Source organism: Paraburkholderia sp. AV2 (genome assembly GCF_054968425.1).
In genome coordinates, this window is sequence record NZ_JBANLK010000034.1 from 66725 (window position 1) to 78498 (window position 11774).

Consider the following 11774-nt stretch of genomic DNA (forward strand, 5'->3'; position numbering starts at 1 on the left):
GAACCGCTTGTCCGTCATGCGCGCGGCGGACGATGGTTCGAGCATAGGGGCGCGCGCCGCTTATCGACAGTTAAAGTTTATCGGCGCGATCATCAAGGGAAGCTTATGGTTGGTTGGGCGGCCGCCGGAATCCATCCGGTTCTCGCGCCGCGCCGGGCGACGGTGAGCGGCATCACGGCGCAAGGTATATGAAGGGCGTTCCGGGTGCGTCTGCGCGGTCGCATCGCGACATCCGGCTTGCGCGATTGCGGCCTGCACGCTTAAATAGTGCCCGAGAGGTGGCGCACGCGAGGGGCCGCAGGAGCGCGCGTCCATGCATGGCGAATCGTGACATCGAAAGGAACCGGAGACGTTCATGAGTACGAGCACCATTGCTGAACGCGAGGCGGCCGGCCGTGCCGTGCGCGAGCGTGTGAAACGTTCCAGCCATCGGCATATCGGCGAGCTCGATCGCGATCCGCTCGACCTGCTGCGGCAAAACAGCGAGGGCCGCGTGCAGAACCTCGTGCCGCTGCGCTACGGGCGCATGCTCGTCTCGCCGTTCACGTTCTTTCGCGGCAGCGCGATCCTGCAGGCACACGACCTTTCGCTCGTGCCGAATACCGGCATGGCGATGGAGATCTGCGGCGACGGGCATCTGATGAACTTCGGCGGTTTCGCCACGCCCGAGCGGCAGCTCGCGTTCGACCTGAACGACTTCGACGAAGCCGCGCCCGGTCCCTGGGAGTGGGACCTCAAGCGCCTCACGGCGAGCCTCGTCGTGGCCGCGCGGCATATGCGCTACTCGCGCGGCGTTGCGGAGGCGCTCGTGGCGGCCGCGGTCACCACCTACCGCGACCGCATGAGCCAGTACGCCGAGTTCGGCGCGCTCGATCTCTGGTACGACAGGATCACGTTCGACCGCATGGTCGAGACGGCGCTCACGCCGGAAGGCCGCCGCCTGATCCGGCGCGGCATGGAGAAGGCGGCGGGCCGCACCCATGAAAGCATGCTCGACAAGCTCGCCGAACGCGATGCCGACGGCCGCTGGACGATGCGCGACACGCCGCCCGCGCTTTTTCACGTGCACGGCGCGAACACGCTGTTCGAAGCCGAGGACGACTGGTTCAGGATCGGCGGCTGGCGCGAACTCGTCGAGCCCATGTACGACGCTTACAGGAAGACCCTCGCGCAGGACCGGCGCGAACTGCTCGATCACTTTGCGCTGCAGGACCTCGTATTCAAGGTGGTGGGCGTGGGCAGCGTGGGCACGCGCTGCCTCGTCGCGCTCCTGACCGACCACCACGACAAGCCGCTCTTCCTGCAGATCAAGGAAGCGCGCCGGTCCGTGATCCAGCAGTTCTACAAATCGCCCGCGTTCCGGCACGAGGGGGCGCGCGTCGTGCAGGGCCAGCGGCTTCTGCAGGCGGCGAGCGACATCTTCCTCGGCTGGTCCACAGGGCCCTCGGAGCGCCACTTCTACTTCCGGCAACTGCGCGACATGAAGCTTTCGGTCGAGCTCGAACTGCTCGACAGCACGCTGCTCGAAGGCTACGCGCGCCTGTGCGGCTGGGCGATGGCGCGCGCGCACGCGAAGTCGGGCAACACGGCTATCGAAATCGCCGCGTATATCGGCCGCCACGACCAGTTCGCGGAGGCACTCGTGGGCTATGCGTTCGCCTATGCGGATCAGGTGGAGCGCGACTACGACGTCTTCCTGAAGGCCGCGCGCAGCGGCAAGATTCTCGCGCGCAGCGACGAGGACATGGCCGCCGACTTCCGGGTCTGACGAGACCGCGGGTGTCCATGCGTCTACGTTCGATAACCCCAGGCAAGGAACTCATCATGAACGAATCCCAGACCGCCTCCCAGGCCACCTCGCCACGCAAGGTTGCGCTCGTCACGGGCGCGGGCAGCGGCATCGGGCGCGCCTGCGCGCGCAAGCTGCTCGCGAACGGCTTTACCGTGGTGCTGGCGGGGCGGCGCGCCGAACCGCTGCGCGCACTCGCCGACGAAGCCGCGGCAGCCGGCCAGACGGTGCTCGCGGTGCCCTGCGACGTGACCGATGCCGCGGCCGTCGATGCCCTCTTCGCGACCATCCGCGCGCAGTATGGCCGCCTCGATCTGCTGTTCAACAACGCGGGGCGCAACGTGCCGCCGGTCGACATCGACGAAATCGAGGTGGCCGACTGGCGCGCCGTGGTCGATACGAACCTGACCGGCGTGTTCCTCTGCACGCGCGGCGCGTTCGGGCTCATGAAGCGGCAGACGCCGCGCGGCGGCCGCATCATCAACAACGGATCGATTTCGGCGCATGCGCCGCGGCCTTACAGCATCGCCTACACGGCGACGAAGCACGCCATCACGGGGCTCACGAAGTCGGTCTCGCTCGACGGGCGCCGCTACGACATTGCGTGCGGACAGATCGACATCGGCAATGCGGCCACCGAAATGGCCGAGCGCATGGCGCGCGGCGTGCCGCAGGCGAACGGCGAGATCGCCGTCGAACCCCTCATGGATGTCGAACGGGTGGCCGACGCGGTGCTGCAGATGGCGCAGTTGCCGCTCGAAGCGAATATCCAGTTCATGACGATCATGGCCACGAAGATGCCGTTCGTCGGGCGCGGCTAGGCGGCGCGACACTCTGCGGCGAGGGCGCGCAAGGTTACGCGAGGTTACGTATACTGGACGCCGATCCGCCACGACGCCCGCGCTCATGCCCAAGCCCCCGCGTCCCGACGACGACCCGCGCCCCGAACCGCCCGAGCGTCCCGACAACGACGCCTGCTGCCACAGCGGCTGCGACCCTTGCATCTTCGACCTCTACGACGAGGCGCTAGACCGCTGGCGCGCCGAGCTGGCCGCATGGGAGGCGCGCGAGACCGCCCGCCGCGCGGCGGGGCGCAAACGCAAGCCCAAAGTTCCAGCCAGGCCGTCATGACCGAATCCGTTTCGCCCGAATTCATCCCGCTCAAGGCTCCCGCACTCGACCTTGCCGCGCTTGACGCACTGCAGGCTTACGTCGAGCGCCATCCGCGCCTGTTCGTGCTGACCGGCGCGGGCATCAGCACCGACTCCGGCATCCCCGGCTATCGCGACGAAAACGGTGCGTGGAAGCGCTCGCCGCCCATTACGCTGCAGGAGTTCCTCGGCTCGGAAGCGTGGCGCCGCCGCTACTGGGCGCGCAGCCTGCTCGGCTGGCCGACCGTGGGGCTCGCGCAGCCCAACGGCGCGCACCGCGCGCTCGCGCGGCTCGAAACCGCCGGCTACGTGGGCGCGCTCGTCACGCAGAACGTGGACGGGCTGCACCAGCGCGCCGGCAGCCGCGACGTCGTCGAGCTGCACGGCAGCATCGGTCACGTGCACTGTCTTGACTGCGGCGCCCACTACACGCGCGCGTCGATTCAGCCGCTGCTCGAAGCGAACAACCCCGAGGTGGCGGCCTCGATCGCCCAGCCCGCCGCCGATGGCGATGCCCATCTCGACTTCGATGGCAACCTGCCGTTCGTGGTGCCGGCATGCGCCGCCTGCGGCGGCATGCTCAAGCCCTCGGTGGTGTTCTTCGGCGAAAACGTGCCGCGCGAGCGCGTGGCGCAGGCCTCGGCGGCGCTCGACGAGGCGGATGCCGTGCTCGTCGTCGGTTCGTCGTTGATGGTGTTTTCGGGCTACCGTTTCTGCGCATGGGCGCAGCAGCGCGGCAAGCCGGTCGCGGCCGTGAACCTCGGGCGTACGCGCGCCGACCCGCTCCTCGCGCTCAAGGTCGAGGCCCCGTGCGCCGCGGCGCTCGACGCGCTCGTCGAACGCCTCGGCATCGACCTGCAATGAAATTCCCGACCACGATGAACGATTCGCAAACCGACCCGCGCGAACCACGCGACTCGCGCCTGAGCGCCCCCGCCGCCGAACGCAACGCCGCGCCGATCCTCGACGTGTTGCGGGGTGTGCTGCCCGCGCGCGGCACGGTGCTGGAAATCGCAAGCGGCACCGGCACGCACGCGGCGTATTTCGCCGCCGCGCTGCCGCATCTCCTCTGGCAGCCGAGCGACGCCGACCCGCGTGCCCGCGCGTCGATCGCGGGCTGGCGCGCGCAGACGGACCTTCGGAATCTGTTGATGCCGCTCGACCTCGACGTGACGCGCGAGCCCTGGCCGATCGACGCGGCAAACGCGATCGTCTGCATCAACATGATCCACATCGCGCCCTGGGAAACGGCGCTTGCACTTATGCAAGGTGCCGGTACGCGGCTTGCTACGAGCGGCGTGCTGGTGACCTACGGCCCATACCGGCGCGGCGGCGCGCATACTGCGCCGAGCAACGAGGCATTCGACGCCGACCTGCGCGCGCGCAATCCCGCCTGGGGCGTGCGCGACATGGAAGCCGTGGAAACGCTGGCCGAAGCGGCGGGCCTTGTCTACGAGGCGCGCGTGCCGATGCCGGCGAACAATTTCAGCCTCGTGTTCCGAAAGCGCTGAATCCGGGCGCCGCGTGCAGGCATTCGCGCATCGCACGGGCGTTTCCCTTATGCTTGCACGATTGACGCCCCGGGCGTCTCCGTCATTCTGAAGTGGAGTGGAGAAACAACATGAGCAAACAGCCAATCGGCGTGGTAGGGCTTGCCGTGATGGGCAGCAATCTGGCGCTCAACATCGAGAGCCGGGGCCATGCGGTGTCGGTGTTCAACCGCAGCCGCGAGAGAACCGACGAGCTGATCGCCGAGTACCCCGACCGCAAGCTCGTGCCGAGCTATACGCTGGAAGAATTCGTCGCGTCGCTGGAAAAGCCGCGCCGCATCCTGCTGATGGTGAAGGCCGGCGAGCCCACCGACGCCACCATCGCCGCGCTCAAACCGCTGCTGGACCAGGGCGACATCCTGATCGACGGCGGCAACACGCATTTCACCGACACGATCCGCCGTAACCAGGAACTCGCGAAGGCGGGCCTGCACTTCATCGGCACAGGCGTTTCGGGCGGCGAGGAAGGCGCGCTGAAAGGCCCCTCGATCATGCCCGGCGGCCCGCGCGACGCTTACGATCTGGTTGCGCCGATCCTCACCGAAATCGCGGCCAAGGCGCCGGACGGCGCGCCCTGCGTCGCGTATATGGGGCCTGACGGCGCGGGCCACTACGTGAAGATGGTGCACAACGGCATCGAGTACGGCGACATGCAACTGATCGCCGAAAGCTACGCGGTGCTCAAGCAGGTGCTGGGCCTTTCGAACGAGGAACTCGGCAAGGTCTATACCGAATGGAATCAGGGCGAGCTCGACAGCTATCTCATCGAGATCACCTCGAAGATCTTCGGCAAGAAAGACGAGGAGACGGGCAAGGATCTCGTGGACGTGATCCTCGACCGCGCCGCGCAAAAGGGCACCGGCAAGTGGACGAGCCAGAACGCGCTCGACATTGGCGTGCCGCTGCCGCTCATCACCGAGTCGGTGTTCGCGCGCGTGCTCTCTTCGCTGAAGACGCAGCGCGTGGCGGCGAGCAAGGTGCTCTCGGGGCCGGCTCACAAGCCGTTCACGGGCGACCGCACGGCCTTTATCGAAGCGGTGCGCCGCGCGCTCTACCTGAGCAAGGTGATCTCGTACGCGCAGGGCTTCGCGCAACTGCGCGCCGCCTCCGACGAGTACAAGTGGGATCTGCAGTACGGCACCATCGCGAAAATCTTCCGCGCGGGCTGCATCATCCGCGCGCGCTTCCTGCAGAAGATCATGGACGCCTACGCCAACGATCCGCAACTGGCGAACCTTCTGCTCGACCCGTACTTCCGCGACGTCGCGGCGAACTACCAGGCAGCGCTGCGCGATGTGGTGATCCAGGCCGTGGCGGCCGGCGTGCCGGTGCCGGCGTTCTCGTCGGCGGTCGCCTACTTCGACGGCTATCGCTCGGAGCGTCTGCCGGCGAATCTCGTGCAGGCGCAGCGCGACTTCTTCGGCGCGCATACGTTCGAGCGCATCGACAAGCCCGGCAGCTTCCACGCCGACTGGGCCTGACGGCAGCGGAGCGCGCCACCGGCGGCGCGCGGCCAAAAACCGCACTGTCGTTGCGGTCTTTGTAGGAATCGAAAGGTGAGTCCTCAGGACTCACCTTTTTTATTACCGAAATCGCAACGGTGTTTTCCAGATTAAGGGTTTTCCCTATATCGGGTTTACTCCTACACTGTCATCACTCGCTGACGAACAAGGTGTTCGAAGCGAAAGAAAACAGACGGAGGTCCGATCATGAAGAAGCTTCTTCCCGCAGTTGTTGTTGCTGCCATGCTTGCCGCCCCGGCGATTTCGTTCGCCCAGTCGAGCCAGCAAGGCCTGACCCGCGCCGAGGTTCGCGCGCAGCTCGTCGAACTCGAGCAAGCCGGCTACAAGCCGCAAAGCGACCGGGTGAACTACCCGCAAGACCTGCAAGCCGCAGAGGCTCGCGTCAGCGCGGAAAAGCTCGCCAACGGCAATACCAGCGGCTATGGCGCACCTGCCGCCGGCACCTCCGAGTCGGGCGCTCCGGCGCAACCGGCCCGCGTCACCCCGTAACGGTCAGCGCGCTTCGGCTGCCGGATAGCCCGGCTGGCCGGGGCGGCAGTACCGCCTGGAATTTGCAGGAGTAGTCGCCAGTTGTAGAAGTGGCAATGCCCCGCAGTGAAGTTCTCGCAGTAGCGCCAGCCGTAGAAGTTGCAGTCTCAGGCAGTTGATGTGGCAGTAGCAGTGGCTGTAGTGGTTGCAGTGCAGAAGTGAGCAGAGAGAGCTTGCAGTATGCAGTAGAGAAGTGGCAGTACGAGCAGGACAGAGGTAGCTGTACCCGCAGTACGCAGTCGAGCGCGGCCCGGTCCAGAACCGGCCCGCGCTTTTTCTTTGCCTCGATCATCGGCCTCCGGCCCTCTTTGTGCGGGCCGTCGCGGCGCTTTCAGCGTCCCGGCAGATGCGGCACGCCTTCGTTGCTCGTCACGCTGAGCTGGTGGATCGTGCGGTGCGTCTTGTTCAGTTGCGCCTGGGCAGCAATACGCTGGGCCTCCAGTTGCGCCACCTCCTTGCGGACCTGATGCTGGCGGCTCGTCACGCGATGCTCCTGCTCCGTGTGCCGCTGCAGGTCCGTGCGCAGACGCTCCGCCTGCGCTTCCGATTCCTCGATTTGCCGCACCAGTTGCTCGTTCTGGGCGATCAGCCAGGCGCGGCGCGTTTCGCCGTCCGCGAGCCGCGTGGCCTGCTCCTCCAGGAGATGAAACGCCGCCCCGGCGGCATCGACGTCGGCGGCCTTCAGCGCACGCCAGAGCAAACCGTCCTGATGCAGCGCCACGTAATAGCTCAGCGTGCGCGCGTGGAAAAGCAGGCTTACCGTGTAGTCGAAGCTGCGGAACACGCGGAATGTCGCGAGCTCGTTCGCGGCGGCGAGCGCCGCGAATGTCGCGCCGTCGGCGATCTGCACGGGGCGGCCGTTCAACTGCGACGGCACGACGGGCACCGCGCGCAGTGTCGGCACCGGGCGCACGGCGCTGCCGCCTTCGGCTTCGAGTGCTTCGGACTGCGTTTCTTCGGCCACGGTTTCGGCCGACGCCAGATGCGCTTTGTGCGATACGGCGACGAGATGCGACGGGCCGCCCGAGAGCACGGCGTTACGGCGGTTCAGGAAAGTTTTCACGGCGTTTCCCCCAGAATGACACGCCCTCTTGCCGGCGGCCGGTCATACGCCTCACAACGAGGCGAGCCGCCGGGGCAGGCGTGCTGTCAAAACGGGGCAGGCGGGGGGAGGGCAACCGCAGGCTGCCGTCCGCCGTCCGCTCCGGGCTGGCCTCAATGCAACAGGCGCCGCCGGTGTGCGATGTCGTCGAAGAGCGCACGGCCGGGCTCCAGCGCGAAAAGCCAGGTTTCGTCATAGCCGCTGAGCGTATCGAGCGCGTCACGCAGGCGCTCCAGCACCACGGCCGGAATTTCGACGGTTGCCTCGACGCCGCCCGACAGGCGCGCGACGCTGGCGTGCTGGACCAGTTCGTCGGCGGCCTCGGCCACGTCGGCTGCAAAAACCAGATGGTTGTTCAACAATTCGACGAGGCCAGGCGAAGCCGCGACGTCTTCGACACTGAGTTGCACGGAAAGGAAAGTGGCTTTGTTCATCCTCGGATTCCTCACGGACGTGGCACCGCAGCGAGAGACCTGGCATTGTTTTTCTGGAGCAGCACGACGCAGTATAGGCGAGCGCCGCAACAAGTGAGAGCCGGCCGCTTCGAGGGGGCGCCTGACGGGTCGACAAACGGCGGGCGGCAAACGGCGGGCGATATAATGGGGGCCGTTCGCGAGGAACCAGCGAGGATCAGCAAGATGAATCGATACCGGCGAAACCCGGGCGTGGCGGCGGCGTTGGCTGCCCTGACGCTCCTGATGAGCGCCTGCACGATCACCCCTTGGTCGGGCGAGCCGGCGGCGCCTGCCGCGACCTCGAACGGCGGCGTACCCGCCGGCTATTACCGCGTCAATCCCGGCGATACGCTGGGACGCATCGCCAATGCCTTCGGCCAGCGGCCGCAGGATATCGCCAGCTGGAACCAGTTGCCGCCCAGCGCTTCCGTCGTGCCCGGCCAGGTGCTGCGCGTGGCGCCGCCGTCCGCCTACGCGCCCTCGCCCGTGCCGCCGCAGCAGTCGTCGGCAGTGCCAGGCGCGCCAGCGGCGGCGGGCGTCGCGATGCCCGCGCCGGTCAACGCTTCCCTCGCGCTCAACTGGCCCGCGCGCGGGCCGATCGTGCAGCGTTTCGTTCCCGGCCAGTCCACCGGCATCCTGATCGGCGGATCGGTGGGCGAGCCCGTGAAGGCCGCTGCGGCGGGCCGCGTGGTCTACGCGGGCACGGGTATCGAGGCCTACGGGCCGCTCGTCATCATCAAGCACAACGATACGGTGGTGACCGCCTACGGCCACAACAGCAAGCTGCTCGTGAAGGAAGACGACGTCGTCGCGCAGGGCCAGCCCATCGCCGAAATGGGCCTCGACTCGCATGGCGTCGCGGGCGTCCAGTTCGAAGTGCGCAGCGGCGGCAAGCCGGTCGACCCGCTGCCGCTGCTGCCGCGCTAGGTCGGCTTGCCGCCGGCCGCCGCCACGCGAGCGCCCGATACAAGGAACCCGTAGCATGATCGATCTGCGTAGCGATACCGTCACCCGCCCGGGCCAGGGCATGCTCGCCGCCATGACGCAAGCCGAAACCGGCGACGACGTCTGGGGCGACGATCCCACCGTGCTGCGCCTGCAGGCGCGCGTTGCCGGGGAAGCGGGCAAGGAGGCGGGCCTCTTCTTTCCGAGCGGCACGCAGAGCAATCTCGCCGCGCTGATGGCCCACTGCGCCCGCGGAGACGAATACATCGTCGGCCAGGCGGCGCACACGTACAAATATGAAGGCGGCGGCGCGGCCGTGCTCGGCAGCATCCAGCCGCAGCCGCTCGACAATGCCGAGGACGGCACCATTGCGCTCGAGCGCATCGCCGCCGCGATCAAGCCGCTCGACGACCACTTCGCGCGCACGCGCCTGCTGGCATTGGAGAACACGATTGGCGGGAAGGTGCTGCCCGCGGCCTACGTGGCCGAGGCAACGCAGCTTGCCCGCTCGCGCGGGCTCTCCACGCACCTCGACGGCGCGCGCGTGTTCAATGCGGCCGTTGCGTCGGGCCAGCCATTGAACGTGTTGGCCGAGGGCTTCGATTCGGTTTCGATCTGCTTCTCGAAGGGGCTGGGTGCGCCGGTGGGTTCGGTGCTGGTGGGCAGCCGCGCGCTGATCGACACGGCGCACCGCTGGCGCAAGGTGCTGGGCGGCGGCATGCGCCAGTCCGGCGTGCTGGCGGCCGCTTGCCTTTATGCGCTCGACCACAACGTCGCGCGTCTCGCCGACGATCACGCGAACGCCGCCCGGCTTGCCGCGGGTCTCGCGCAGATCGGCGAGGTCAAGGTCATGTCGCAGGCCACGAACATGGTGTTCGTCCAGTTCCCGCAGGCACACTGCGCGCCGCTCGAAGCGTGGCTGAAGGAGCACGGCATTCTCACGCAGATGCTTTATGCGTCGCGCTTCGTCACGCATCTCGATGTAACGGCCGCCGATATCGACACCTTTGTCGACGCCGTGAAAGCGTACTTCGCGAGCCGCTAACCGGCGCGCGCGCCCGTTTCCCCATTCCGTCCTGATGCCTCAGGCGCCGCGCACCGCCCGGTGCGACGGCGCGAAGAGGCGTACGCCGCTGACCACGCTCGCGGCGCCCGCGAACACGGCGCCGAGCGTTAGCGCGAGGGTGGGCCCGTGGCGGCCCACGAGGCCGAAGCACAGCGCGACGAGCGCCGCCCCCGTGGTCTGCCCGATGAGCCGCGCGGTGGCGATGATGCCGCTCGCGCCGCCGCTGCGCTCGGGCGGGGCACTCGACATGATGGCGCGCAGATTGGGCGACTGGAAAAAGCCGAAGCCCGCGCCGCAGATCGCCATGCGCCAGACAATGGCTCCCACGCTGGGGTGTGGCGCCATCAGCGCGAGCGAGGCCATGCCTGCCGAAAGGATCGCGAGCCCGATCGCGCCGAGTAGCCCGGGCGGGTAGCGGTCGGACAGACGCCCGGCGATGGGCGCGGCGGCCGCCACGACGACCGACCAGGGCGTCATGAGAAAGCCGGTTTCCACCTGGCTGCGCATCAGCACGGTTTCGAAATAGAACGGCAGCGAGACGAACGCGAGACCCTGCGCCGCGAACGAGCAGATCGCCGTCAAGGCCGACAGCGTGAACACGGGCCGCTTGAAGAGATCGACGGGCAGCATCGGCGCCGGATGGCCCGCTTCGCGCCGGATCAGCAGCATGCCGAAGACGAGCGCGATCACGGCGGCAATGCCGATTACGCCGGCGCTCGCGCGCTGCGCCGATTCGCCGAGCGCGAAGATCAGCGCGGCGAACGCGACGACGTTCAGGACCGCCGCGACGGGATCGAAGGCGTGCTTTCCGTTGGCCGTGTGCGGCAGCGCGGGCAGGGCGAACGCGAGCGCGAGGACGCCAAGCGGCACGTTGACCGCGAAGAGCCACGGCCAGGTTCCCACCGAGAGAATCACCGAGGCGATGGTCGGCCCGATCGCGAACGAGACGCCCACCACGAGCGCGTTCATGCCGAGCCCGCGTCCGAGCCGGTGCGGCGGATAGAGGAAGCGGATCAACGCCGTGTTGACGCTCATGATCGCGCTCGCGCCGAGGCCCTGCAGCACGCGCGCGGCGGCGAGCGCACCGAGCGTGGGCGAAAGCGAGCAGGCGAGCGACGCCACCGTGAAGATCGCGAGCCCGCTCACGTAGACGCGTCGGTGCCCGATGATGTCGCCGAGCGCCGCGAGCGGCAGCAGCGTGGCGACCATGGCGAGCTGGTAGGCGTTGATGATCCACACCGAAGCCGCAGGCGCCGCGTGCAGGTCGGTGGCGATGGCGGGCAGGGCGGTATTGGCGATGGCGGTGTCGAGTGTGGCGAGCGCGACGGCCAGCATCACCGCGGCCATCGCGCGGCGATTCTTTGCGGATACGGGGGCGTCGGCGGACTGCGCCTCGCGGGTCGCGGACGTGGTTTCGGGCAAGGCGGTCTCGGGCGGAAGAAGGGAAAGGGCGGCGGCGCGCGCCGCGCCGAACCCGGTAATTGTTGCAGAGCACAGCGGATCGTGCAGGGCGCGCCTCATGGCGTGGGCTGACTGTAAGGCGAGCGGCGGGGGGGGGGGGGGGGGGGGGGGGGGGGGGGGGGGGGGCGGGCCGGGGGGGGGCCGGCCCGCCCCGCCGGCCGGCCCCCCCCCGCCCCCGCCCCCCCGGCGGCGACGCGGAGAGCT

At 68.2% G+C, this 11774-nt stretch carries 12 protein-coding genes; 9 read left to right on the top strand and 3 right to left on the bottom strand.

Annotated elements, in window-relative coordinates; all coding sequences use genetic code 11:
- Positions 1-355: 355 nt before the first annotated feature.
- The 7 genes from V8683_RS21835 (at position 356) to V8683_RS21865 (ending at position 6502) form a co-directional block, all read left to right on the top strand.
- The gene (locus V8683_RS21835) at positions 356-1768 is read left to right on the top strand and encodes a DUF2252 domain-containing protein (protein WP_411192073.1); all 1413 of its coding nucleotides are present in this window, start codon (positions 356-358) and stop codon (positions 1766-1768) included.
- A gap of 56 nt (positions 1769-1824) precedes the next feature.
- A complete protein-coding gene (locus tag V8683_RS21840; RefSeq protein WP_411192074.1) occupies positions 1825-2610 on the top strand; it encodes an SDR family oxidoreductase in 786 nt (261 codons plus the stop codon).
- Between the two features lie 85 nt (positions 2611-2695).
- Positions 2696-2920, top strand: coding sequence for an oxidoreductase-like domain-containing protein (locus V8683_RS21845; protein WP_411192075.1), 225 nt, complete (start codon positions 2696-2698; stop codon positions 2918-2920).
- Positions 2917-3804 carry an NAD-dependent protein deacetylase gene (locus tag V8683_RS21850; RefSeq protein WP_411192076.1) on the top strand — a complete coding sequence of 296 codons (888 nt, stop codon included), beginning with the start codon at positions 2917-2919 and terminating at the stop codon, positions 3802-3804. The genes V8683_RS21845 and V8683_RS21850 overlap by 4 nt, the downstream gene beginning before the upstream one ends.
- Positions 3801-4451, top strand: a complete 651-nt coding sequence (locus V8683_RS21855) for a DUF938 domain-containing protein (protein WP_411192077.1) — start codon at positions 3801-3803, stop codon at positions 4449-4451. The genes V8683_RS21850 and V8683_RS21855 overlap by 4 nt, the downstream gene beginning before the upstream one ends.
- A 110-nt stretch (positions 4452-4561) precedes the next feature.
- Complete coding sequence (gene gndA / locus V8683_RS21860) at positions 4562-5971, top strand: NADP-dependent phosphogluconate dehydrogenase (RefSeq protein WP_027795017.1); 1410 nt, start codon at positions 4562-4564, stop codon at positions 5969-5971.
- Positions 5972-6199: 228 nt separating this feature from the next.
- Positions 6200-6502 (top strand): DUF4148 domain-containing protein, encoded by a 303-nt coding sequence (locus V8683_RS21865; RefSeq protein ID WP_411192078.1) that lies wholly within the window; start codon positions 6200-6202, stop codon positions 6500-6502.
- 370 nt (positions 6503-6872) lie between these two features.
- On the opposite strand, the gene V8683_RS21870 is transcribed toward V8683_RS21865, so the two are convergent.
- Both V8683_RS21870 and V8683_RS21875 read right to left on the bottom strand, forming a co-directional pair.
- Positions 6873-7604: a DUF2968 domain-containing protein gene (locus V8683_RS21870; RefSeq protein ID WP_411192079.1), complete on the bottom strand. Its 732-nt coding sequence runs from the start codon at positions 7602-7604 to the stop codon at positions 6873-6875.
- Between the two features lie 152 nt (positions 7605-7756).
- Positions 7757-8077 (bottom strand): hypothetical protein, encoded by a 321-nt coding sequence (locus tag V8683_RS21875; protein WP_411192080.1) that lies wholly within the window; start codon positions 8075-8077, stop codon positions 7757-7759.
- A 204-nt stretch (positions 8078-8281) separates the two neighbouring features.
- Here V8683_RS21875 and V8683_RS21880 point away from each other — a divergent pair, with 204 nt between their 5' ends.
- Together V8683_RS21880 and ltaE are read left to right on the top strand one after the other, a co-directional pair.
- Entirely contained in the window at positions 8282-9025 is a 744-nt protein-coding gene (locus V8683_RS21880) for a peptidoglycan DD-metalloendopeptidase family protein (protein WP_411192081.1), read from the top strand.
- 55 nt (positions 9026-9080) lie between these two features.
- The gene (gene ltaE / locus V8683_RS21885) at positions 9081-10088 is read left to right on the top strand and encodes a low-specificity L-threonine aldolase (protein WP_411192082.1); all 1008 of its coding nucleotides are present in this window, start codon (positions 9081-9083) and stop codon (positions 10086-10088) included.
- Positions 10089-10127: 39 nt separating this feature from the next.
- Here the strand turns inward: ltaE and V8683_RS21890 are convergent, their stop codons facing one another.
- On the bottom strand, positions 10128-11630 hold the full coding sequence (locus tag V8683_RS21890) for an MFS transporter (protein ID WP_411192083.1): 1503 nt from the start codon (positions 11628-11630) through the stop codon (positions 10128-10130).
- Positions 11631-11774 lie beyond the last annotated feature (144 nt).

Excerpts from the sequence above, each read along its gene's own strand:
- V8683_RS21835 (WP_411192073.1), top strand. The coding sequence starts at position 356 with ATGAGTACGAGCACCATTGCTGAACGCGAGGCGGCCGGCCGTGCCGTG.
- V8683_RS21840 (WP_411192074.1), top strand. The coding sequence starts at position 1,825 with ATGAACGAATCCCAGACCGCCTCCCAGGCCACCTCGCCACGCAAGGTT.
- V8683_RS21845 (WP_411192075.1), top strand. The coding sequence starts at position 2,696 with ATGCCCAAGCCCCCGCGTCCCGACGACGACCCGCGCCCCGAACCGCCC.
- V8683_RS21850 (WP_411192076.1), top strand. The coding sequence starts at position 2,917 with ATGACCGAATCCGTTTCGCCCGAATTCATCCCGCTCAAGGCTCCCGCA.
- V8683_RS21855 (WP_411192077.1), top strand. The coding sequence starts at position 3,801 with ATGAAATTCCCGACCACGATGAACGATTCGCAAACCGACCCGCGCGAA.
- gndA (WP_027795017.1), top strand. The coding sequence starts at position 4,562 with ATGAGCAAACAGCCAATCGGCGTGGTAGGGCTTGCCGTGATGGGCAGC.
- V8683_RS21865 (WP_411192078.1), top strand. The coding sequence starts at position 6,200 with ATGAAGAAGCTTCTTCCCGCAGTTGTTGTTGCTGCCATGCTTGCCGCC.
- V8683_RS21875 (WP_411192080.1), bottom strand. The coding sequence starts at position 8,077 with ATGAACAAAGCCACTTTCCTTTCCGTGCAACTCAGTGTCGAAGACGTC.
- V8683_RS21880 (WP_411192081.1), top strand. The coding sequence starts at position 8,282 with ATGAATCGATACCGGCGAAACCCGGGCGTGGCGGCGGCGTTGGCTGCC.
- ltaE (WP_411192082.1), top strand. The coding sequence starts at position 9,081 with ATGATCGATCTGCGTAGCGATACCGTCACCCGCCCGGGCCAGGGCATG.
- V8683_RS21890 (WP_411192083.1), bottom strand. The coding sequence starts at position 11,630 with ATGAGGCGCGCCCTGCACGATCCGCTGTGCTCTGCAACAATTACCGGG.